Origin of the sequence: Agrobacterium vitis (assembly GCF_014926405.1) — a bacterium.
Taxonomy (GTDB): domain Bacteria; phylum Pseudomonadota; class Alphaproteobacteria; order Rhizobiales; family Rhizobiaceae; genus Allorhizobium; species Allorhizobium vitis_H.
The window spans coordinates 1-20501 of sequence record NZ_JACXXJ020000003.1 but is presented as its reverse complement, the minus strand read 5'-3'; the positions used below and the strand labels follow the sequence as shown (position 1 = coordinate 20501).

Genomic DNA, 20501 nt, shown 5'->3' with positions numbered 1-20501 from the left:
ATTGGGTTTCAATTCCCCAAGAACGGGCCTGCTGGCGTGAAGAACCAATCGCTGCGCTGGATGCCCGTAGCTACCGCGTCAGGCGGTTGTCGGAAGGTGGCGCACGCGTTCTGCATAAGGGCGCAACAACTTGGGACGCCGCACCGGGTCATATCAGGCAGTATTTACTTGAACAGGAGTTATCCATGCCTCTCAAAGTTCTCGCTCTCAACGGCACGCTCAAAACTTCGGATTCGTCGGAAGCCTCGTCTACCGGAAAGTTGCTTGAGCTGATCGCCGAGGAATTCAAGAAGTACGGCGTTGAAACCGAAACGATCCGGCTGGCTGACCACAATATCAAGCCGGGCGTGACGTCGGATGAAGGCGAGGGAGACGGATGGCCTGCGATCCGTGCAAAGGTTCTCGAAGCCGATATCTTGCTGATGGGAACACCGATCTGGCTCGGTCAGCCTGCAAGTGTGTGCAAGCGGGCGCTCGAACGGATGGACGCTTTCCTGGAAGAGACCGACGATCAAGGCCGGATGGTTTCTTATGGCAAGGTCGCGGCCGTCGCAGTGGTCGGAAACGAGGATGGTGCTCATCATGTCTCAGCGGAGTTGTTCCAGGCGCTTAACGACGTCGGCTTCACCATCCCAGCGAACGCGGTGGCCTATTGGGTCGGTGAGGCGATGGGGTCAACGAACTTTGTCGATCTGAAAGAGACGCCCGAAGCCGTTCAGACGATGGTATCGATGCTTGCGCGAAACGCTGCACACCTCGCCGGTTTGCTGCAGCAATCGCAGTATCCGGGCGAAGAGGAATAGTTGGTGGTTGCAGGGTCCGCAAAGCCGGTAGCCCGCCTGCCGCCGGCGTTCGTCGCGCCGTTTGGACAAGCGAAGGACTTGGCGGCATTGCGTCGGCAGGCCGAGACGTGCGAACGCTGCGACCTCTATAAGAATGCAACGCAGACCGTCTTCGGCGAAGGAAACGCTCAAGCCAAGATCATTCTTGTCGGCGAGCAGCCCGGAGACAAAGAGGATATTGCGGGGCGGCCGTTCGTCGGCCCGGCGGGCAGATTACTTGATGAATGTCTGAACGAGGCTGGCATCGACCGGTCGCTTTGCTATGTCACCAATGCGGTCAAGCATTTCAAGTTCGAACAACGCGGCAAGCGGCGCATCCACTCCAAGCCCAATGCTGGCGAGATACAACCCTGTGCGTGGTGGCTCGGCGGCGAACTTGACTTGTTGCGTCCTCGTCTCATTGTCGCGCTCGGCGCCACAGCCCTCTACAGCTTGATGGGACGGTCAGTCGGGCTGACCAAGGAACGCGCTCACATCTTGAAGACAGCGAGCGCCACACCGCTGCTTGTAACGATCCATCCGTCATATATTCTCCGGATCCGAGACTATGACGATCGTGTCGAGGAAAGACGCCGGTTTGTCGATGATCTGCTCTTGGCCAAGGACTATCTTGCTGCAGATAAAGATTGATCCCGCGTTCGGGTCCGCCTCATCGCGTGCTTGAGGTGCTTCGGGATAACGGACGAAGCGACCTAACCCCGAAACTCGCCTTCGTTCATGTCACGTTCGTGGTAATTGAGGTCCCAATCCTTGGCGCCTTTGTCGTTGCCCGGTGACTTGTTGTTGACGGTCGCGTCATCGGAATGCGTGATGACCCGTGGCTTGGCGCTGCTCACGCCGTTGTTGGATCCCCCGGCATGATTGCTTTCGGACTGCCCTCTGGCGTCGCGCTCGATTTCTGCCTTCGACGACTTTTTACCTTTTTCCATGTTGCTGGCACTCCTCAGTTGTCGGTGTGTCACTGTCTGATGTCCGGTCCGTTTCTTTCATGGCCCGCTGCAAGCCTTTCCCGGCCGCCTTGGCCAGATCGTTACGGTGATTGTCGGCGGCGGGGCTGTCTATCGAACGAGCATCATCTGTCTCGGCCGGGATCGCTTCCGGCGTCGTTTCGCGTGTTGTCATTGTCGATTTCATTTTGCGGTTATCCCAATCGACCCCAGTCGGGATTCCATTCAACGCCTTCGACAAGCTCGACGAAGACGGGTTCGTTTCTGTCGGCCCTATGAGAAGCTGCCAGTTTGAAGGCCGCATCCGGCTCCATTTCCTCGCCCGGAAAGATCGTATCGTCCGCAGCTGTATCCGCGACCTTGCGCACATATCCGCGAATCTGATCGCCGGAGTGATAGAACTTGATCACCAGCGACCCAACAGGCGCGACCTCGGAAGAGTACCGTCGATAGTCAGGACGTTCCGCTGTTGCGCCGGCATCACCGGCTCTATACCAATGCGCGAGGTCCTGACCCTCCGGACGACCTTCGTCTTCCCAGATTTGGTATGCCCGCAATCTCCGTGCGTTGTCGTCGATCACGGTTCTTGCCTGCTGCTCGACGACCTTCAGGACGACTTTGCCGCGGATGTGCTTTTCCCCAAGGGCAGACTGTGCTTCTGCGGCTTCACGAAGCTCGAACGTGCTGGCAACGACGACCTTCACCTTGCCCTGATCGATCAACGCCGCGATCTCCTGCAGTTGGGCGCCATTCGGCTGAGCGGTGTATCGTCCCGCCCGAATCTTCAGTTTTTTGGCGCGTGCCTTGTCCGGCTCCTGGAGTGTCGAGATCAGCGCTCCTCCCGGTTTGACGACGCTGAAGCTACGTTCCTGCGTCTCACCGCCGATCAGGTCGAACACCAGGTCTACGGGCTCGACAAGCTCTTCAAATTTCTCAGTTTTGTAATCGATCACCTGGTCTGCGCCGAGATCGGTCACGAAGTCCTTGTCAGACGAGGACACGGTCGTTGCCACCCATGCGCCCTTCGTCTTTGCGAACTGAATAGCGAAATGGCCGACACCGCCCGCGCCACCATGAATAAGGACACGCTGGCCAGATTGAAGCCCGCCATGATCGAACAGGCCTTGCCATGCAGTGATGCCGGCCAATGGTACGGCGGCGGCGCCGATGGTATCGAGCGATTGCGGCTTTGCAGCCACTTCGTCAGCCCGTGCCGTTACAAATTCCTCGTAGCCGCCATGTTCTGGTGACAGGAATGCAAAGACCTCGTCGCCGATCCCGAAGCCGGCGACCTCAGAGCCGGCGGCAGCGATCTCGCCGCTGACATCGCGGCCGAGCACATAGGGAAGATCCTTTTCGGTGACGACAGGATATTTCCCCTCGCGCATCTTCGCATCGACCGGATTGACGCTTGCAGCAAAGACTTTGATGAGAACTTCATTGGCGGCAGGCGTTGGCCGATCGATTTCCTCGATTGCCATGACTTCCGGACCGCCGAAGCGATGGATACGGACAGCTTGCATAATCGGTCTCCTTAAGCTCAAGAGTAAGTTTTGAAACGAACCGCCAGGCAATGCTCATTCATCTCCCGGGGGATCGCTTGGCGGTGAGCGGGCTATTGGCTATGCCGCCCGATGATCAGTGTTTCGGCTGCTTGCCGAAATCCTTGCGCAGCTCGTCCTTGGCCCTTTCGAGCGTTGCCAACCTAGACTTCGACAGCTGCTTGCCGGCGCGATTGATGTAGAAATTCAGCATCGACATGGCGGACTGGAAAGGGCTGGCCTTGCGGCGGTCGCTCCGTTCAGCCGAGGCCTTCAGCGAGTCGGCGATCTTCTTGGCGCTGCGCTGTTTGAAGACGCCGCCTTTCAGATCCATCGCGTCGCTGTTGTCAGTGACATCCTGCGACCATTTCTGTGTGGATTTCTTCTTATGCATGAACGTTCCTCCATAGAAGAAACGGCGCCACTGTCGTGACGCCGTTTCCTATCAATGATGCGCATGCTGCTCGTTGCGCTTGCGCGTGGCTGCAGCTTTCTTAGCGGATGCTGAGCGCTCTTCCTTGGTGCGCGACGCAGCAGCGGCACCGCCCTTATGTCCGCCCTTTTCGGAGGAAGCATGGTTTTCGGTATGGCCGCGGCCGGAGCCGGACTTCTTGCCACCGCCGCTTTCTTTGTTAACGGTGGCCCAGGCGCGGCGTTCGGCCTCCTTCTCGGAAACACCACGGACCTCGTAGCCTTCCTCGATATGCTCGGCCTTGCGCTTCTGCTTGTCTGTATATGCGGATTTGTCACCCTGAGGCATGGAACATCTCCTCTTGCTTCGATGAAGCAAAGAAAACGACCTCTCGACCGTCAAAGTTCCTTCCGTCATGCCCGCAGGTCGGTCTTTTGCGAGAATTGTGGTCTTCCGTGCGCTTCGGTACATGCCACATCGTCAAGGAACAAATTTTATGACCTGTCGTTTGCAGCCAAGACGCTCGTACAATGAAGACACGACCTTGGAGCAAATAGATGAAAGCACTGACCTGGCATGGCAAGCATGACATCCGCTGCGAAAGCGTCCCCGACCCCCAAATTGAGTACGGTCGCGATGCCATCATCAAGGTCACGGCCTGCGCGATCTGCGGATCGGACCTTCATCTCTACAATGGCGTCATGCCCGACATGCACAGTGGTGACATCATGGGTCACGAAACCATGGGCGAAGTGGTCGAAGTCGGCAAGGACAACAAGAAACTGAAGGTTGGTGACCGGGTGGTCGTGCCTTTTACGATCGCCTGTGGCGAATGCTTTTTCTGCAAACGCGGGTTTTTCTCAGGCTGCGAACGCTCGAACCCAAAACCGGAAAAGGTCACCAAGATGTGGGGCAACTCGCCCGCTGGCCTGTTCGGTTACACCCATCTGTTGGGCGGGTTCAGCGGCGGCCAGGCCGAATATCTAAGGGTTCCTTACGCCGATGTCGGTCCGATCAAGGTGCCGGAAGGCCTAAGCGACGAGCAGGTCCTTTTCCTCTCGGACATTTTTCCAACGGGCTATATGGCCGCCGATTTCTGCAATATCCAGCCGGGCGACACGATCGCTATCTGGGGCTGTGGCCCCGTTGGCCAGATGGCGATCAAGTCCGCATTCATTCTGGGGGCGGAGCGGGTTATTGCGATCGACACAGTCCGGGAGAGGCTGGCGCTTGCTGAAAAGTCAGGAGCCATCACCCTCGATTATATGGACAAGGATATTTATGATCGGATCATGGAACTGACCAATGGCCGCGGGGCAGATGGCTGCATCGATGCCGTTGGAACCGAATCTGATCCATCCGCAAGCTGGGATGCCCGGATCGACCGCATCAAAGTCGCAACCTTCATGGGCACGGACCGCCCGCACGTCCTGCGCCAAGCGATCCATTGCTGCCGAAATTTCGGCACAGTCTCGATCGTCGGCGTCTACGGCGGGTTCCTGGACAAGATCCCGATGGGATCGGCGATCAATCGCGGCCTGACGTTCAAAATGGCCCAGACACCGGTCCAGCACTATCTGCCGATCCTGATGGAGCGAATTCAGAACGGCGAAATCGACCCCTCATTCATCATCACCCATACCGGAAGCCTGGAAGACGGACCGGACCTCTACAAGACCTTCCTCGAAAAGAAGGACGGTTGCGTCAAAGTCGTTCTCAAACCGTAAGGAGATACAGCATGGCGATTGAAATGGGAAAAGGCCTTGCCGTCGTCACGGGTGCATCGACGGGCATTGGGTACGAACTGGCCAAATGTGCCGCCCAGGATGGCTATGATCTGATCATTGCAGCCGATGAGCCCCGCATCAAACAGGCTGCAGCCAGCCTCAGGGAATTCGGCACTTCGGTCGATGCCATCGAGGCCGACCTGTCAACGGAGGAAGGCGTCGACCACCTTCTCGAAAACATCGAGGCATCTGGCCGCTCCGTTGACCTGCTGATGGCCAACGCCGGCAGGGGGCTTGGTAAGGGCTTCCTCGATCAGGACTTCGGTGAGGCCCGCAAGGTCGTAGACACAAACATCGTCGGCACCATCTACCTCGTGCAGCAGGTCGGAAATCTGATGCGCAGTCGCGGCGAGGGCCGGATCCTGCTGACGGGCTCGATTGCCGGCTTCATGCCCGGATCTTATCAAGCCGTCTATAATGGCACCAAGGCCTTCATCAACAGCTTCTCCTTCGCTTTGCGGGAAGAGCTGAAAGACAGCGGCATTACGGTCAGCTGCCTGATGCCGGGTCCGACGGAGACTGAGTTCTTCCAGCGCGCTGACCTGATGGATACGTCCGTCGGGCAGGCAAAGAAGGACGATCCGGCCGACGTCGCACGGGTTGGTTATGATGCGATGATGGATGGCGAAGGCGATGTTGTCAGCGGCTGGAAAAACAAGCTGCAGGCTGCGGTCGCCAACGTCACGCCGGCGAACATGCTGGCCCATCAACATGCAAAGATGGCCGAGCCGGGCTCCGGCAACAACTAAATCAGGCGCCGGACCCATGGACCCAACGTCGTTGGACTAGCAGGCACCCGCTGGTGCCCATAGTAACCTTTGAAGGCGAGAGCTTTGCGGTAGCAGGATTAACCGTTCGATTCTTTTCAAGGCGCACCTTGAATTTAGCCAACTCATTTCTTCGGGAAGGCTTTGGGCTTCGGTTGATACAACCGCCTTTTGGCATTCGAGCGCAGAGCATTGCGAACATCCTTGTCCACGATCGACAGGTCGAACCATTCCGGATCAAAGCAGCCGCCGCACCACTGAATGGTTTCGGCGTATTCAGGATCTTCCCGGTCGGCGATGGTCTCCAGGAACCGCTCATATCCTGAAACCCCGCCAACATCTTCGGGCGGTCGCGCTCTTTCGCCGGCAACGCAGCTCCCGTGTTTGGGCGTAGAAGAGAGCGACAGGAACTCCTCAACCGAGACGGTGTGCCGCCATCCGTCCCCGAAATCATAATTGTAGCTGAATACGGCACCTTGCTCGAAGTCCTGCAAGCGAACCTCGCTCTGCTCGAAGACCCGGGGATCGTCATCGGTCGCATCCTCTGTCAGGATCTCGACTTCCCCGTACCGCAGGCCACCAATCCGGAACTCATAGAGATGATAGTTCCACCAGTTGAATGCGGCCTGAATTCCGAGATGCAGCTGCTCCAGGTTCCAATGGACTGGCAGGACCAGTCGACGCCAGACGTCTGGCTTAATCTCATTGATAGAAACTCTGATCTGCACAGCGTTTGCGGCTTTAAACATTGCCCAAATGAACAAGGTTGGCGGCGATCGTCAAGATGATTGCTCGCGCCGCATGCCCGGATATTTTGCCGTGCCGCGCGTGCGACTCCCACCAAGACAACAGTCTTTGGCAGCAGTCCGGCAAACTTTCGTGTTTGAGATAACGGTATTGAAAGGACCGCCGGCTATCAAGTTCTTAGCTCTTGCGTGAGCGATCCCTTATCGATCGGCTTGGTATGCGTTTCGTTCGTTTTAAACTGGTTGGCCCAACTATTATCGGCGTGGCGGTCCTCATAGTCGGCATGGCCGCCACTTCCTATTTCGGTGTTGCACAGCTAGATGCGGAAACCCGGCGGCGGCAGGAAATGTTGGTCGAGCGGAACGTCTCCATCTGGATCAGCGAGGTTGAATTTTCGCTGACCGCCTGGACGGTCTGGGACGAAGCGATCGCCAACCTCGACAACGAGTTCGATCAAGCATGGACTGATCGTAATATCGGCGCATCCTTGATCGGTACGTCGCGCACGCGCGGCGCAATCGTGCTCGACGCCGCTGATAAGATCATCTATTCCAAGACGGATGAGACCGTGCAAGGTCTGCCGTATTTCGTCAGGGGTCCGTCGGCGATCGCGAAGGATGCGGCGGAACTGGTGAAAGGCGTTCGCATAAGAGAGCAGGAGCCCAAGCAGGCCGGCATTCCTCACCCGATTGCGGTGAGCCGGATCATGGTTATCGGCGAGGAATCTGTTCTGCTTTCTGCCAGCCTGTTTCAATCGGACTTCGGAACATCGAAGCGCAAGGGACCGCGTGGACCCATTCTGATCACGGCCATGCCGATCGCCGGCACGCTGCAGGGCGTTTTCGGGGAGCGGTTCGATCTGGACGACGCGCGCATCGAGCCTCTGCGCGAGGTTTCGCCCGAACGCGCCAGGGCGGCAATTGCGGTAGGACCGCAAGGCGAGGTCGAAGTCCTATCCTGGCGTCCGCCAACTCCGGCAACCGATATATTGTGGCAATCGTTTCCCCTGATCGTCACGGTAAGCCTGGTCCTGATCATAGGATCGTATCTGATGATCAGAACGTCACATTCCGCCGCTCAGTCCCTTCTGGGGCGCGAACGTCAAATGCGCCATGCCGCCACCCACGACTTTCTTACAGGTCTTCCAAATCGATTTTTGCTGGATCTGGAGTTTGCTGCTTGCACGAGCGCTGGCGTGACACAGGTCATATGTCTCGATCTGGATGGCTTCAAAGGGGTAAACGATAGTCATGGTCACGCGGTTGGCGACGAGTTGCTGCAAGTGGTGGCCGAGCGACTCCGATCCGGGACACGCGGTTCGGATCGGGTTTTCCGTCTTGGTGGCGACGAGTTCGCGATATTCATGCCCGGTATTTCGAGCGAGGAAGCAAGAGAGGCTTGTCAAAGATTGTCGGCCTCGCTGGCAGCGAAATTTAAGTTGCCGACCTGTGAGGTTTCGATCGGCGCGTCATTTGGCATAAGCCAGGCTGACGGTACTTCCACGAGCTGTGATGCGGCGTTGAAAGCCGCCGATGCCGCCCTTTATCATGCGAAGTCGGTGAAACGCGGCAGTGTGGTGGTTAACGACGATCTTGTTAGTTAGAGCCGCGCAGGATGACGGTTTTCCGGGTGGTCTCGCAACCGTGTCGGTGGCTTCAGGAAAACCTGCCTCCGTTTCAATGGCTTCAAATCGTGCCGCTGGTCTATTTGCAGGACTTTCCTTCAGCCAATGCATGCGACTGATGCGGAAAACTCCGCAACGCATATAATAAGTTTCTGAAAAATAATCCAAATTCCCGGATCATTATGCCATCGAGAGCGTTATCAAAGTCCTGGCTACGTCTCTGTATACCAGTGAACCACGGTGGAGCTACGGCGATGGGCTACAACGGCATAACGGTTCTGGTTGTGGAGGACGAGGTTCTTATCCGGATGGGCATCGTGGAGTCGCTGCAAGAAGAGGGTTTCGAGGTGCTCGAAGCATCGAACGCGGATGACGCCATTGCCGTTCTCAACAGCCATTCAGAAATTCGTCTGATGTTCACCGATATAAATATGCCGGGTAGCATGGATGGTTTGAAGCTTGCGACTGCGGTTCGCGATCGATGGCCGCCAGTCAAGATCATCGTTACGTCGGGTCATCTTCACATACGCGAGGATGCTCTTCCGGTCGTGGGGCGATTCTTTAGCAAACCGTACGATTCAACTCTCGTCGTCCGCGCGATACGCGATATGCTATAGGCAGTGACATCCTTAGACATTTGTCAGCCTCATTGCACGCTATGCCACGAACTCACAGTTTGTGGCATCGTGGTGTCAAATTGGGGACTGACTGTGGTCATGGTCGCTCCATCCGGTGTCGAGCGGCGCGTTGATCATGCAGCGTACACCGTAAACATCATAGCTAAGGTCTACCTTTCCACCAAGCTGGCCAGACGACAGCGCTTCGATCAAGCGCGACCCAAACCCCCTTCGGGTCGGCGGAGTGACTTGAGGCCCGCCGCTCTCTTGCCATGACAGATCGAGTTGAGCGTTGGAAGGTGAAACGTCCCATGACAGTGTCACCTTTCCGGAACTCACTCCCAAGGCGCCATATTTCGCAGCGTTGGTTGCTAGTTCATGCAAGATGAGCGCGAGGCCCACCACAGCCTTTGGCGAGACCTCGACATCGGGCCCGCTGATGTTGAACTGCTCGGGTGGATAGGGAGATAACGCTTCCGAAACAGCGGTACGAAGGCTGGCAGCCTTCCAGCTTCCTCGCGTGAGCAGGTCATGTGCTCTGGCCAGGCTCTGCAACCTGGCGTCGAAGGCTGTCCTCGCGATATCGATGTCTTGTGCGCCGGCGAACGTCTGACGGGCGATTGCGGCGACCGTCGCAAGGACGTTCTTGACGCGATGGTTCAACTCCCCAATGAGGAGATGCTGAGCTCGCTCCGCTTCTTTTCGTGCCGTGATGTCACGAGCAATCTTCGCGGCGCCGATGATCGTGCCATCCGAGCCGTAGATTGGGGAGACAGCCAGCGAAACGTCCAGGAGACGTCCACTCTTATGCCGCCGGACGGTCTCATGGGTCTCTACCCGTTCGCCTGCCCTGATGCGGGAGAGGATGTGCTCTTCCTCATCAGGGAGGCCGTCCGGAACTAGAAGCGTGACGGACCGGCCCACAATCTCGTCGGCCGAAAACCCATACAGTTTTTCGGCTCCGGTGTTCCAGTCTGTAACCGTCATGTCGAGGTCGATGCCGAGAATTGCGTCTTCCGAGGAGGAGATGATCGACGCCATTCTTTTGAGCGTTGACTCGTAGCCGACCCGTTCCGTCGTTTCATTGACGATACAAAGGGCGGCCAACACATGGCCCTGTTCGTCGGAAACGGGTGAATACGAGATGTCGAAGTAAACTGTTTCTGGAGTGCCGCTGCGTTCGATATAAAAGGGCCTGTCTTTGGCAACGACCGTCTCGCCGCGGTCGCGAACCCTACGCAGAAGCGGCTCCAGATCGTCCCAAAGTTCGGCCCAGTTTTCTTTCGCTGGTTTCCCTAAAGCCTTCGGGTGCTTGGCACCGATCGTCGGAGCATATGCATCATTATAAATGGCGGTGAAGTCATGGCCGCAAAACAATACGATCTGCGCGCCTGAGGGAATTGCCATGTCGACCGCACACTTTAACTGGACCGGCCAGGAGGACATCGGTCCGAGGCTGGTGTTTTCCCAGTCATAGTTGCGAATGATGTCAGCCAAGGACCGCTGATCGGAGGTGTCCGGCTTGTGATCGTGCATTTGAACCTCCTCCCGCCTTGCATTTATTTGAAAGCTTCCTTTTAGAAAGTCAACGCAAATCACGGCTGAAGCCGTACCGCTTTGAGCATAAAGCTATTTGGTACATGGTGTTAGCGTAACCCCGTGCGGTTGGTGAGGCTCCGCGCGTTCGAGCCCATTCAAGGTCAATTAAGGTACTGACGGCCTCTATCCAGGTGCTCGTGTTTCGGCGTGACGCCTGGCTGGGATCAGCAGCGTTTCACGTCAACATGCACGGTGTCAGCAGGATATAAAGCCAGGCGGAACCTATTCGTTTTTCGGCTTACCGAGTTCCTCGGCAAGACCGATGAGAAGACCGTCGGGTCCGCGAATGTAGCAGAGCTTATAGGCGTCCTGATATCGAACGACATCGCCGACGAGCCTTGCGCCGTGCCCGCGCAATCTTTCAACGGTCTCTTCGACGTCATCGACTGTGAACATGGCGCGCAGATAACCAAGGGCGTTCACCGGAGCGTTCCGATGATCAGCCACGACTTCCGGCGTGAGGAAGCGCGAAAGTTCAAGCCGGCTATGCCCATCCGGTGTGCGCATCATGGCGATTTCGACATGCTGGTCGCCCAGTCCAGTGACACGGCCGGCCCATTCGCCCTCGATCGTCGCGCGGCCCTCAAGTTCCAAGCCCAGCTCCTGAAAAAAGCCTATCGCCACTCCAAGGTCTTCGACGACGATCCCGATGTTGTCCATCCGCTTGAGCGCCATACTTCGCCTCCTCCGGTTTTCGGTCTCATTTACAGCTAGGACGTTGATGAACCACCAGATCCGACATCGCTATCGAAATCTCTAGGGGACCTGAAAATAGCAGATCGGCGGTTCATTTCCTTTCAAGGCGATGACATCCTTTCAGCAACGGAAAAGAAAAACTATAAAAGGATTTCCTGTCGAGCCTCGATGCCAATGCCCGACGCGTTCAATATGCTTCGGGTAAAGGTCTAGGGCGCTTCAAACGTCGACGTGCTTTACGACGTGACGCGCCCAGAAAGATCGCAAGATTTCGTCTTCGGCAGGGTTCACCGTTTCATACTCCTCCAACAGCGTTAGGAACGCTCGATGTGGGTGCATGACATCTTCAGGATTGCGGAAGCCCCACTCACATTCCTCGCAATGCGCATAGATCGTCTGCCGTGTCACGTCCTTCTGGAGATAGAGGCGGCCCTGATTGTTACACTGTGGGCAGGTCCCGACATAATACAGTCTCACCATTAGCAATCGCCGCTTCCGCCATCCCCGCCGGTGTCGTTGCAGCCGCCGGTATGCGGAGGATAGTCGTTGCTGCCAGCGCTACCCATCACGCCGCTGCCAAACACTCGCCGCAGTCCCTCTCTCCGTTGCCAAATGAAGACCAGCAGCACGAGTAGTACCAAGGCGAAGCTTACAGCTATCATGAATTGTAACAACAATCCGAAGTCTCCGCTCTACGTGATTGCCCTGCTAGAAAAGTCCCGTCAGCCTGAGACTGGGAAAGCCGCCAAATTTCATAGATATCCCCGCGTATCTATAGCTGATAAACACTCCTACATCTAACTCAATATGGAAGCGGGGAGCGATACGCTGGCGACATGCGCATATTTGGCGCGTAGACGCCGGGTGCCTCTGCCGCTGTCGTTGGATGGACGGCCTAAGTCGCAACGTAAGCGCGAATTTCTCAGCACCTTCAGTATTTGAGCGAGCTTTGGCATGAGGTGTCCACCTAAAAGAGGCGGACACCAAGTTATGGATGAAGGTCAAAAACTTACAGTGCGACTGGTCGGTCGGAATGGAAGACGCCGTTTCGATCAAAGTTCGAAAGATCGCCTTGTCGCGGCCTGCCTTGAACCTGGCGCATCAGTATCGAAACTTGCGCGAGAACACGGGGTCAATGCGAATCTCGTTTGGAAATGGATCAGGAAACATACCCAGGCACATCCATTATCGCCGTCTTCGACATCTGCGTTTATTCCGGTTCAGATCGCCGCCCCGAGCAGCGAGTTCGACATTGAGATGCCAGCCACGGATCGCGAAGAGCGATTGCCGACGGCGAAGAGGAGCGACCCGCTGACCTCTCCAGCGAAGGTGAGAGCGTCATTGCCGAATGGTGTGAGATTGACGCTGGAGTGCCGCGATCTCAGCGCATTGACGGCAATAATCGGAGCTCTGGGTCATGTTTAAGCTTGGCGCTGATCTTCAAGTCTATCTGCATCGCGAACCGATCGACTTCCGGGCCGGCATCAACAGCCTTGCGGTCCTGGTCCAGGAGACGATGGCGCTGGACCCGTTTGCTCCTGCAGTGTTTGCCTTCTGCAACCGCCGGCGTGACCGGGTGAAGCTGCTATTCTTCGATCGCTCGGGCTTTGTGCTAATCCTGAAGCGGTTGACCGAAGACAAGTTCCGATGGCCGCGCCGAGAGGTGACGGTGGTCACACTGACGACCGAGCAACTGCATTGGATTCTCGACGGGATCGATATCGATGCGATGATCCGCCATCCCGTGCGGCAGTATCAGATCGCCGGCTGAAGGTGGCGAATTGAGCTGTTGACGCGGCGACGCGGCTCAGATTCAAAACTGGGATGACCCGAGCCGGCGAACTGAGCGTTGCAGAACTGATGGCGCAGTTGGCGGCCAACGCCGCCGAAATTGCTGCGCTCAAAGCCGAGAAGGAGGCCCTCTCGCAGCGGATCGTCAAACTTGAAGAAGAACTGGCGCTCGCAAGGCTCCATCGTTTTGCACCCCGCAGCGAAAAGCACATCGATCGCATCTTCAACGAGGCCGAGGAGGCCGCGGATGAGGATGACAGTAACGACGGCGACGGCGTCGATCTTCCGGATACAGGCCTGCCGCCTGTCGAGAGCGCGGCGGGAAAGAAGCGTGGCCGCAGGCCTTTACCGGAAGACCTGCCGCGCGAGCGTGTCGAATACGACCTTGCCGACGATCAGAAGGCCTGCCCTTGCTGCGACAGTCAAATGCATCGCATGGGCGAGGCCGTTACCGAGCAACTCCATATCGAGGTCAAGGCAAAGGTCCTGCAGAATGTGCGGTTCAAACATACCTGCCGCCATTGCGACCGCACCGGGATCAACACGCCTGTCGTGATCGCGCCTATGCCGAGCCAACCTCTGCCGGGCAGCATCGCAACCGCCTCGACGCTGGCCTTCGCGCTCGTCCACAAATACGTCGATGGCACGCCGCTCTACCGCGTGGCTCAGACGTTCGAGCGAGCCGGCGTTCCGATCAGCCGAGGCGCTCTCGCTCACTGGGTGATCGGCTCGAGCGAGAAGCATCTTCACCGCATCTATGATGCGCTGAGACTGAGGCTCAGGTCGCAGCCCCTCATTCACGGTGATGAGACGACCGTTCAGGTTCTCAAGGAAAAGGACAAGGAAGCCACCAGCACATCGTATATGTGGGCCTACCGGAGCGGCGAGGACAGTAGCGAGCCGATCGTGCTGCTCGATTATCAGCCCGGCCGCGGTCAGATTCACCCACAGGCCTTCCTCGGCGACTACCGCGGCATACTCATGAGCGATGGCTATACAGCCTGGCGCACATTGGATGGTGCCACGCATGTCGGATGCATGGCTCATTCCCGACGGCGCTTCGTTGAAGCACTCAAAACCAGAAAGAACGGAGGCGGACCGCCGGAACAGGCGCTCCGGTTCTTCGAGCAGCTTTATCGGATCGAAAAGCAGGCAAGAGACAAAGCCCCAGATGCCGGCGAGACGAAGGCCGACTGCATTCGCCGCTTTCGCCAACAGCACAGCTTGCCTGTCCTGAACGCCCTCAAGTCCTGGCTCGATAATATCGCGCCAAAAGTCGTGCCGGACACCAGGCTCGGTGATGCCGTGTCCTACACTCTGAACCAATGGGATTATCTGACCCGCTATATCTCCGATGGCAGAATGCCGATCGATAACAACATTCTGGAACGCGACATCAGAGTTTTTGCCACCGGCAGAAAGAGTTGGCTGTTCAGCGACACCGCTGATGGAGCCAAGGCCAGCGCCGTAATCTACAGTCTGATGCTGACCTGCCGTGCCTGTGGCGTCGACCCACTCACCTGGCTGCGCCACGTGCTTGCAGAGTTGCCGCAGCGCAATGAAGATGCCGACATCAGCGACTTGCTACCGTTCAACGCCTCCAACGCCGTCACAGCCTAGCCAAGCAAGTCAACGTGCAGGGAAAATCGCGCTTACGTCGCAACGTATGAGTGCGGCGTTCATCCTAATTCGCCGTTAGACGCTGAACAGCTTTCGGGAAAGCGAGATGTAGGCGAGCGGTTCGAGATATTACCGAAGCCGATCCCGATCCATGTTCGAGATCCTGCCACGGAGAACACAGGATAACGGGCAGCTCGTCGCGGCATCCAGAATATAGCTTGGCTTCGGTTGATGGTTCGATTCTCAATGAACTTGGATGAAGACTGTCCTCCCGAACGACCTTCAGCAGAGCTACCATTCGCTCGTGCAATGTGACTTCATTTTTGCCGCTATCTGTACCAATCCGAGCGGCGGCCTGGCCAAGGTGGGCCCGCATCTCGCCCACCCCTTAGAGATCGCTCGCCTAGATTAGTATTTTTTTTAAAGCCATACACCGCCGTCGTCGATAGGATCTTCAGACCGTCTTCAAAACTCCTCCCAGCTTTCAGCGGCTGTATTGCCGCCATAGGCTTTAGCGACCTGTGCCGTCAGCCTGCGAGCCGGCGACGCCACAGCGCGGTTTGGCGCTCCGGCAGCTGTCACAGGCGCCATTTGCCGTTTTCCTTCGCCAAACTGGAACCGGCCGATGAGCTCGCGCAGAGTTCCTGCCTCGCCGGCGAGAGTCGCACTCGCCGCGTTGCTTTCCTCGACCATCGCGGCGTTCTGCTGGGTGACCTGGTCCATCTGGTTAACGGCGGTGTTCACCTCTGCAAGCCCGACCGACTGTTCTCTGGCCGACGTGGCAATGGCGTCCATATGCTGGTTGACGGCGACGATATAGCCTTCGATGGTCTTCAATGCCTCGCCGGTCTCGCTGACCAGCTTGACGCCGCTTTGAACCTCGACAGAGGAGTTGCGGATCAGTTCTTTGATTTCTTTCGCAGCTTTGGCAGAGCGCTGTGCAAGTTCACGAACTTCCTGAGCGACCACGGCAAAGCCCTTGCCTGCCTCGCCGGCCCGGGCGGCTTCGACGCCCGCATTCAAGGCCAGAAGATTGGTTTGGAAAGCGATCTCGTCGATGACGCCGATAATGTTTGACACCTGATTGGATGATTGCTCGATTTTCTGCATGGCATCGACGGTGCTTGCGACGACCTTGCCGGAATGAGCCGCACTGGCATTGGCCTGGACAGCAACAGAGCGTGCTTCATCGGCGCGCTTCGACGAATTGGAGACATTCGCCGTGATCTGATCGAGGGCTGCGGCTGTTTGTTCGAGCGAGGCTGCCTGTTGTTCTGTCCGCTTCGACAGGTCATCGGTGCTTTGACTGATCTCGCGGGTGCCGCTGTCGATCTGTGTCGTAGCTTGTGCAACGGCGCGCAGGGTGTCAGCAAGTTGACTGACGGCGCCGTTCAGATCATGACGCAGCGCTTCAAAGTCCGGCGCAAATGGCTCGTTGAGCTGGAAGCCCAGATCGCCGGCGGCAAGACGGCGAAGGCCCGTGGCAAGACCAGAGGTTGCTTCCTGGAGCCGTTTTTGTGCAGCCGCTTCCGCTTCGGCGGTCAATCGAACACGATCTGCCTCGCCTTGTATACGTGCCCCCTCGGCCTCTTCTTCGAGGCGTTTGTTCGACAATGCTGCTTGACGGAAAACCTCGACGGCTCCGGCCATTTCCCCGATTTCATCGGCGCGCCCGGCAAAGGGTACCGCAGTTTTTGTATCGCCGCCCGCCAGCTTCGTCATTGCGCTGGTGATCGTCTGAATGGGACGGGCAATACCCGTCAGCGCGAACCAGATTGATGCGAGGAGGACCACCGCGCACAATCCGATGGCAAAAAATGTCAGAACAAGGGTGGTGCTGAAAATAGCCTGACTTTCTGCAAATACCGTCTTGGCGCCCGTGGCATTGATGTCGATCAGCTTGTCTATATCCGCGATGAGTCTTATGGCCAAAGGCTTCATGTCCGTGGCAAGCAAGATCTTTGCCTGCTCATCGTTGTCATTCGCCGACAGTTTCATCAACTGCGTACCCAGGTCCGTGTAGCCTTTGAACTCCTCACGAACCTGCTTGGCGATGTCCAGCTCGCTTTGATACGTGTAAATTGCCTCAAACTGTGACGTCGTTTCAAGAAACGCGGAGATCCTGTTCGTCACGTCCGTTTCCGCGTTTTTCATTCCCTTGTCGTCCAGGGCCATGATATGGTCACGATATGCCAGTCGCAGATTACTGAAATCCTGCTGCATCCGTGTCGCCAGCGAAACGCTGGGCATCCAGTCATTGGCGATATTGCTGACAAATTCGTTGGTCGTCCTCAAGCGATTGACGGAATATGCGGCAAAACCACCGACGATGATGCCGATAAAGATGAAAACACTGATGAGGGCGGTTTTGATTTTCGGTCTGGACATGACGTATCCTCAAGGGCTGCAAGATGTTTCATGGCTCGACCCGGAAGGACAAAATTATTTTGCTGGGGTGGAAGACACGGTTCTCATCCCATGAAGTCGTGAAATAAATTTATAGTTTCTAAGTCTTAAAAAAGTTCATGCGTTATGAGCGATATTCTGTCGAAAGAGCGCCCTTGACCTGGAGGGCGTGACATTGGCGAAGGCCGGATCGACTGAAAGTAAAGACAATGGCTGCGACAGTGAGCGCAGATGGACTCCGATGCATGGGCTCCTAAACTTACCTGACCCACCATCTGACTGATTAGCCCACTCCTGTCGTTTACGATCCTTTAACCATAACCTTTTACAATAAGGACATCGGCACTGTCTCCTCCCTCCGCTGTCGAAGAAAAAACTCGGGCCCTGAGACATGTTCTCGGGCCCTTTTTCGTTCTGCTCCCTGAAGACGACCTTATCTGGGGCGCGGCACGAACGACCAGCACCACTGGAACAAGCCTGGCTCCATAAACCTTTACGCAAATAGACAACCCGAAAAGAAGGTTGCGCTGGTAAAGTCCGAGCTCCGAAAAGAACTGTTCGCCATGACCCTGGAACTGCAAAACGTAATTCTAGAAATGATCGCCCGTGGCGAAGCTTTGCAGGCAACGCTCGAGCGACTGTGCCGCGAAGTAGAGGCTCTGTTCCCGGACGTGGTGTGTTCGGTGTTGTCGGTGACAAAGGACATCTTAATCCCCTTGCCGGCCCATCACTTCCGCATTCCTACATGCTCTCGTGGAGAGAGAAATCGAGGGCCGCTCGCGTCTTGCGGTTCCCCGAGTGGTTATCGCCAAATTTAAGGCCTCAGGTTTTTAAGCTAGAGTCAGTGTCATCCCGCCGTAACCTCGCGTTGGACAGACAGCCCACGGTCACGAGCCAGCGACTGATGTTGCAGGAATAAGCCTTCTCCGCGCCGCTGCCGATGGCCGACATTTAAGGTGATCGCCTAAGTATGGACGTCTGGATAATTGGAAATCGATCCCGAGCGGCATCCCCGATGTCACTTTAATCTCAGGCTGGCTCCCTAAGTCGAGTAAGCGACAAGACGAATTACTACCGGAGTGGCCCCGCACGGCACCGGCAGAGATGTCTGAAGCACACCGAAACTTTTGGTTTCAGTCTCGTATCATGAGCGGTTGAAGTATAAGGGAGCTCAGCAGCTCCGAGATCTCTCCCGTGCTCCGGTCAGGCTCCTCATTGAGCCACCAATCCAGCAGTTCGACGGTCGATGCCACTGCAATCCTGATCGCAAGTCGACGCGGCAGACGGGTCGCGTTCGGATCCGGCGAAGACGCGAGACGATCAACGACTTGATGCCTGAGTTCAGCGCGTAGCGCGTTTCCAACCCGAGTGAGGGCGCTGACCTCCCGCCGTCGCGCATTCACGGCCTCGATAAACGCCCGGGCAGCTCCAGCCCCATCAAGCCGCATCAACGCAGGCATCATAGCCTGCGCCAGGGCATCCGTCAGAATTTCAACAGCATCGAGGACAAGTGCCGAAACATCCGTATAATGCCGAAAATAGGTAGAATAACCGACGCCGGCGCGCTCGGCCACCATAGCCCCCGTAATCTTATCGAGTGGAATGTCCAAAAGCAGCTCGAAAAGTGCACGGTGCATAGCGGTACGGGATCGCGACCTTCGAGCATCCTGCCGCAATCCTACCATTGTCTTTCCCATAGTATCGCCTATTTATGACTAGTCACTTGTCATATCTCGGGCCGACATAGTGAAATCGCGTTGCCACTTTGAAGGCGAGCGTCGTCACTGTCACTCCTAATAATCAGCGAGGTGTAATAATGAGTGCATTTGATGAACTTCTTAAACCGCCACCGGGCATGGATATAAACTTTGCTCAGCCCGCGGGAGAGCCTTCTCTCGCGCCGGCTGGGGGTGTGACGTGGCGCGTTTTCAGTAATCCGATCACAATGTTCGTAGGCGGCGTTTCAGCTGTTCTGCTAGAACTGGCTGAACCTTCGGTGCGGTCAGGCGTGTGGGATCACAGCAGTTTTCGGACCGATCCGGCAAAGCGCCTGCACCGCACCGGCTTTGCTGCGATGATCACAGCATACGCGGCACAATCGAAGGCCAGAGAGGTCATCGCCCATGTTGTATCGATCCATGATAAGGTCCGCGGGGCAACACCCGACGGTAAGCCCTACTTTGCGAACGATCCCCGCTTGCTCAACTGGGTTCAAGCAACTGCGACATTCGGCTTTACCGAGGCCTATCATCGCTTCGCGGCCTCGTTGTCGTCCACCGATAAGGACGCCGCCTTCGCCGAAAGCGGCCCATCAGCAGAGCTCTTCGGGGCGACAGGTGCGCCGCGTTCCTGGCGCGAATGGGAAAACATTCTCGCTGAAATGGCACCGGATTTGGAGGGCTCTGACATCTTAGGGGAATTCCTCGCGATCATGAACCAGGCGCCAATCTTGCCAAGGCCGTTGAGGTGGGTACAGAGGCTCCTCGTGCGGGCCGCCGTGGACATCACGCCGGAGCCCGTTCGGTCTTTGCCGCAATTGCGCGACAAGGGCTTGCGCGCTGGCGAGGCTTTGCTCATCACGGTTTTCGCCCACGTGGTTTCGGTGGTCCCGAAGCGGCACACGCCGGCAGCGCAGGCAGCGAAACGCATGGGCATTCGTCTTTAACTGTGAGCCGAGTGACCTCGGGCTTGGGACCGGAGCACTGTGGAAAAGAGACCCGGCTTCGAGAAGGAAGCAACGTCCTTGTGCTCTGGATCAGAGCAATGCCAATTGGCCGATCAACCGATTTGGAGCCGCAGTTACAGAAACGGCATCCATGCCCGTCGCCGATACCCACCCGCCTGTATCGGCGACACTACTTTAGTCCAGCTTAAGCTTCCCAACACTCGTTCAATATTGCTTCCGTGAACGCCACTTCATAATCTCCCAGATAATTCACTGTAAAATCAAAGGGGAACAATATGAAGTGACTGGACAAGATGAAGCTTGGTACGTTCGTATATACCTTCGGTTTTCATCCGGCTTCATGGCGCCATCCAGCGAGCAAGGTGACCGCGGCAACCGACTTCGCCCATATGCTCGACATTGCCAGAAAGTCGGAGGCG

General features: G+C 56.8%; 21 protein-coding genes. 10 read left to right on the top strand and 11 right to left on the bottom strand.

Annotated elements, in window-relative coordinates; translation table 11 throughout:
* The first annotated feature begins 185 nt into the window (after positions 1 to 185).
* Positions 186 to 803, top strand: coding sequence for a flavodoxin family protein (locus IEI95_RS01680; RefSeq protein WP_060716635.1), 618 nt, complete (start codon positions 186 to 188; stop codon positions 801 to 803).
* Complete coding sequence (locus IEI95_RS01675) at positions 804 to 1472, top strand: UdgX family uracil-DNA binding protein (RefSeq protein WP_411910131.1); 669 nt, start codon at positions 804 to 806, stop codon at positions 1470 to 1472. It begins immediately after the preceding gene.
* 62 nt (positions 1473 to 1534) lie between these two features.
* Here the strand turns inward: IEI95_RS01675 and IEI95_RS01670 are convergent, their stop codons facing one another.
* The 5 genes from IEI95_RS01670 to IEI95_RS01650 all read right to left on the bottom strand — a co-directional run bounded on the left by IEI95_RS01670 (position 1535) and on the right by IEI95_RS01650 (position 4090).
* Positions 1535 to 1771, bottom strand: coding sequence for a hypothetical protein (locus IEI95_RS01670; protein WP_060716634.1), 237 nt, complete (start codon positions 1769 to 1771; stop codon positions 1535 to 1537).
* Positions 1758 to 1964, bottom strand: a complete 207-nt coding sequence (locus IEI95_RS01665; RefSeq protein ID WP_060716633.1) for a hypothetical protein — start codon at positions 1962 to 1964, stop codon at positions 1758 to 1760. The genes IEI95_RS01670 and IEI95_RS01665 overlap by 14 nt, the downstream gene beginning before the upstream one ends.
* 19 nt (positions 1965 to 1983) lie before the next feature.
* Positions 1984 to 3312 (bottom strand): zinc-binding dehydrogenase, encoded by a 1329-nt coding sequence (locus IEI95_RS01660; protein WP_060716632.1) that lies wholly within the window; start codon positions 3310 to 3312, stop codon positions 1984 to 1986.
* Positions 3313 to 3427: 115 nt separating this feature from the next.
* Entirely contained in the window at positions 3428 to 3724 is a 297-nt protein-coding gene (locus IEI95_RS01655; protein ID WP_060716631.1) for a DUF3175 domain-containing protein, read from the bottom strand.
* Between the two features lie 51 nt (positions 3725 to 3775).
* Entirely contained in the window at positions 3776 to 4090 is a 315-nt protein-coding gene (locus tag IEI95_RS01650; RefSeq protein ID WP_060716630.1) for a hypothetical protein, read from the bottom strand.
* A gap of 209 nt (positions 4091 to 4299) precedes the next feature.
* Here IEI95_RS01650 and IEI95_RS01645 point away from each other — a divergent pair, with 209 nt between their 5' ends.
* Both IEI95_RS01645 and IEI95_RS01640 read left to right on the top strand, forming a co-directional pair.
* Positions 4300 to 5469, top strand: a complete 1170-nt coding sequence (locus IEI95_RS01645; protein WP_060716629.1) for a zinc-dependent alcohol dehydrogenase — start codon at positions 4300 to 4302, stop codon at positions 5467 to 5469.
* 11 nt (positions 5470 to 5480) lie between these two features.
* Complete coding sequence (locus IEI95_RS01640) at positions 5481 to 6278, top strand: SDR family NAD(P)-dependent oxidoreductase (protein WP_060716628.1); 798 nt, start codon at positions 5481 to 5483, stop codon at positions 6276 to 6278.
* Positions 6279 to 6421: 143 nt separating this feature from the next.
* On the opposite strand, the gene IEI95_RS01635 is transcribed toward IEI95_RS01640, so the two are convergent.
* Entirely contained in the window at positions 6422 to 7045 is a 624-nt protein-coding gene (locus IEI95_RS01635; RefSeq protein ID WP_060716627.1) for a plasmid pRiA4b ORF-3 family protein, read from the bottom strand.
* Between the two features lie 215 nt (positions 7046 to 7260).
* Between IEI95_RS01635 and IEI95_RS01630 the strand changes: the two genes are divergently transcribed.
* Together IEI95_RS01630 and IEI95_RS01625 are read left to right on the top strand one after the other, a co-directional pair.
* Positions 7261 to 8646 (top strand): sensor domain-containing diguanylate cyclase, encoded by a 1386-nt coding sequence (locus IEI95_RS01630; protein ID WP_060716626.1) that lies wholly within the window; start codon positions 7261 to 7263, stop codon positions 8644 to 8646.
* A gap of 275 nt (positions 8647 to 8921) precedes the next feature.
* A complete protein-coding gene (locus IEI95_RS01625) occupies positions 8922 to 9284 on the top strand; it encodes a response regulator (protein ID WP_060716625.1) in 363 nt (120 codons plus the stop codon).
* A 75-nt stretch (positions 9285 to 9359) separates the two neighbouring features.
* Here the strand turns inward: IEI95_RS01625 and IEI95_RS01620 are convergent, their stop codons facing one another.
* From IEI95_RS01620 to IEI95_RS01610, 3 genes are all read right to left on the bottom strand, one after another.
* The gene (locus IEI95_RS01620; protein WP_060716624.1) at positions 9360 to 10820 is read right to left on the bottom strand and encodes a sensor histidine kinase; all 1461 of its coding nucleotides are present in this window, start codon (positions 10818 to 10820) and stop codon (positions 9360 to 9362) included.
* Positions 10821 to 11105: 285 nt separating this feature from the next.
* Positions 11106 to 11558: a VOC family protein gene (locus tag IEI95_RS01615; protein WP_060716623.1), complete on the bottom strand. Its 453-nt coding sequence runs from the start codon at positions 11556 to 11558 to the stop codon at positions 11106 to 11108.
* A 240-nt stretch (positions 11559 to 11798) separates the two neighbouring features.
* Positions 11799 to 12059, bottom strand: a complete 261-nt coding sequence (locus IEI95_RS01610) for a hypothetical protein (RefSeq protein WP_060716622.1) — start codon at positions 12057 to 12059, stop codon at positions 11799 to 11801.
* Between the two features lie 474 nt (positions 12060 to 12533).
* Between IEI95_RS01610 and tnpA the strand changes: the two genes are divergently transcribed.
* Genes tnpA through tnpC form a run of 3 tightly spaced genes read left to right on the top strand, consistent with a single transcriptional unit; the run spans position 12534 to position 14990 of the window.
* Positions 12534 to 13004 (top strand): IS66-like element accessory protein TnpA, encoded by a 471-nt coding sequence (gene tnpA / locus IEI95_RS01605; RefSeq protein WP_114386920.1) that lies wholly within the window; start codon positions 12534 to 12536, stop codon positions 13002 to 13004.
* Positions 12997 to 13350: an IS66 family insertion sequence element accessory protein TnpB gene (gene tnpB / locus IEI95_RS01600; protein WP_060716621.1), complete on the top strand. Its 354-nt coding sequence runs from the start codon at positions 12997 to 12999 to the stop codon at positions 13348 to 13350. The genes tnpA and tnpB overlap by 8 nt, the downstream gene beginning before the upstream one ends.
* 53 nt (positions 13351 to 13403) lie before the next feature.
* Positions 13404 to 14990 (top strand): IS66 family transposase, encoded by a 1587-nt coding sequence (gene tnpC / locus IEI95_RS01595; RefSeq protein ID WP_060716620.1) that lies wholly within the window; start codon positions 13404 to 13406, stop codon positions 14988 to 14990.
* 465 nt (positions 14991 to 15455) lie between these two features.
* Here tnpC and IEI95_RS01590 read toward each other — a convergent pair whose 3' ends face one another.
* Together IEI95_RS01590 and IEI95_RS01585 are read right to left on the bottom strand one after the other, a co-directional pair.
* Positions 15456 to 17378: a methyl-accepting chemotaxis protein gene (locus tag IEI95_RS01590; protein ID WP_060716619.1), complete on the bottom strand. Its 1923-nt coding sequence runs from the start codon at positions 17376 to 17378 to the stop codon at positions 15456 to 15458.
* Positions 17379 to 18529: 1151 nt separating this feature from the next.
* Positions 18530 to 19033 carry a TetR/AcrR family transcriptional regulator gene (locus IEI95_RS01585; protein ID WP_060716618.1) on the bottom strand — a complete coding sequence of 168 codons (504 nt, stop codon included), beginning with the start codon at positions 19031 to 19033 and terminating at the stop codon, positions 18530 to 18532.
* Positions 19034 to 19212: 179 nt separating this feature from the next.
* Here IEI95_RS01585 and IEI95_RS01580 point away from each other — a divergent pair, with 179 nt between their 5' ends.
* The gene (locus IEI95_RS01580; RefSeq protein ID WP_156545263.1) at positions 19213 to 20061 is read left to right on the top strand and encodes an oxygenase MpaB family protein; all 849 of its coding nucleotides are present in this window, start codon (positions 19213 to 19215) and stop codon (positions 20059 to 20061) included.
* The last annotated feature ends 440 nt before the right edge of the window (positions 20062 to 20501 follow it).

What these genes read in the sequence shown, in the direction of transcription:
- IEI95_RS01680 (WP_060716635.1), top strand. Translation starts at nt 186, where the DNA reads ATGCCTCTCAAAGTTCTCGCTCTCAACGGCACGCTCAAAACTTCGGAT.
- IEI95_RS01670 (WP_060716634.1), bottom strand. Translation starts at nt 1,771, where the DNA reads ATGGAAAAAGGTAAAAAGTCGTCGAAGGCAGAAATCGAGCGCGACGCC.
- IEI95_RS01665 (WP_060716633.1), bottom strand. Translation starts at nt 1,964, where the DNA reads ATGACAACACGCGAAACGACGCCGGAAGCGATCCCGGCCGAGACAGAT.
- IEI95_RS01660 (WP_060716632.1), bottom strand. Translation starts at nt 3,312, where the DNA reads ATGCAAGCTGTCCGTATCCATCGCTTCGGCGGTCCGGAAGTCATGGCA.
- IEI95_RS01655 (WP_060716631.1), bottom strand. Translation starts at nt 3,724, where the DNA reads ATGCATAAGAAGAAATCCACACAGAAATGGTCGCAGGATGTCACTGAC.
- IEI95_RS01650 (WP_060716630.1), bottom strand. Translation starts at nt 4,090, where the DNA reads ATGCCTCAGGGTGACAAATCCGCATATACAGACAAGCAGAAGCGCAAG.
- IEI95_RS01645 (WP_060716629.1), top strand. Translation starts at nt 4,300, where the DNA reads ATGAAAGCACTGACCTGGCATGGCAAGCATGACATCCGCTGCGAAAGC.
- IEI95_RS01640 (WP_060716628.1), top strand. Translation starts at nt 5,481, where the DNA reads ATGGCGATTGAAATGGGAAAAGGCCTTGCCGTCGTCACGGGTGCATCG.
- IEI95_RS01635 (WP_060716627.1), bottom strand. Translation starts at nt 7,045, where the DNA reads ATGTTTAAAGCCGCAAACGCTGTGCAGATCAGAGTTTCTATCAATGAG.
- IEI95_RS01630 (WP_060716626.1), top strand. Translation starts at nt 7,261, where the DNA reads ATGCGTTTCGTTCGTTTTAAACTGGTTGGCCCAACTATTATCGGCGTG.
- IEI95_RS01625 (WP_060716625.1), top strand. Translation starts at nt 8,922, where the DNA reads ATGGGCTACAACGGCATAACGGTTCTGGTTGTGGAGGACGAGGTTCTT.
- IEI95_RS01620 (WP_060716624.1), bottom strand. Translation starts at nt 10,820, where the DNA reads ATGCACGATCACAAGCCGGACACCTCCGATCAGCGGTCCTTGGCTGAC.
- IEI95_RS01615 (WP_060716623.1), bottom strand. Translation starts at nt 11,558, where the DNA reads ATGGCGCTCAAGCGGATGGACAACATCGGGATCGTCGTCGAAGACCTT.
- IEI95_RS01610 (WP_060716622.1), bottom strand. Translation starts at nt 12,059, where the DNA reads ATGGTGAGACTGTATTATGTCGGGACCTGCCCACAGTGTAACAATCAG.
- tnpA (WP_114386920.1), top strand. Translation starts at nt 12,534, where the DNA reads ATGAGGTGTCCACCTAAAAGAGGCGGACACCAAGTTATGGATGAAGGT.
- tnpB (WP_060716621.1), top strand. Translation starts at nt 12,997, where the DNA reads ATGTTTAAGCTTGGCGCTGATCTTCAAGTCTATCTGCATCGCGAACCG.
- tnpC (WP_060716620.1), top strand. Translation starts at nt 13,404, where the DNA reads ATGACCCGAGCCGGCGAACTGAGCGTTGCAGAACTGATGGCGCAGTTG.
- IEI95_RS01590 (WP_060716619.1), bottom strand. Translation starts at nt 17,378, where the DNA reads ATGTCCAGACCGAAAATCAAAACCGCCCTCATCAGTGTTTTCATCTTT.
- IEI95_RS01585 (WP_060716618.1), bottom strand. Translation starts at nt 19,033, where the DNA reads ATGCACCGTGCACTTTTCGAGCTGCTTTTGGACATTCCACTCGATAAG.
- IEI95_RS01580 (WP_156545263.1), top strand. Translation starts at nt 19,213, where the DNA reads ATGAGTGCATTTGATGAACTTCTTAAACCGCCACCGGGCATGGATATA.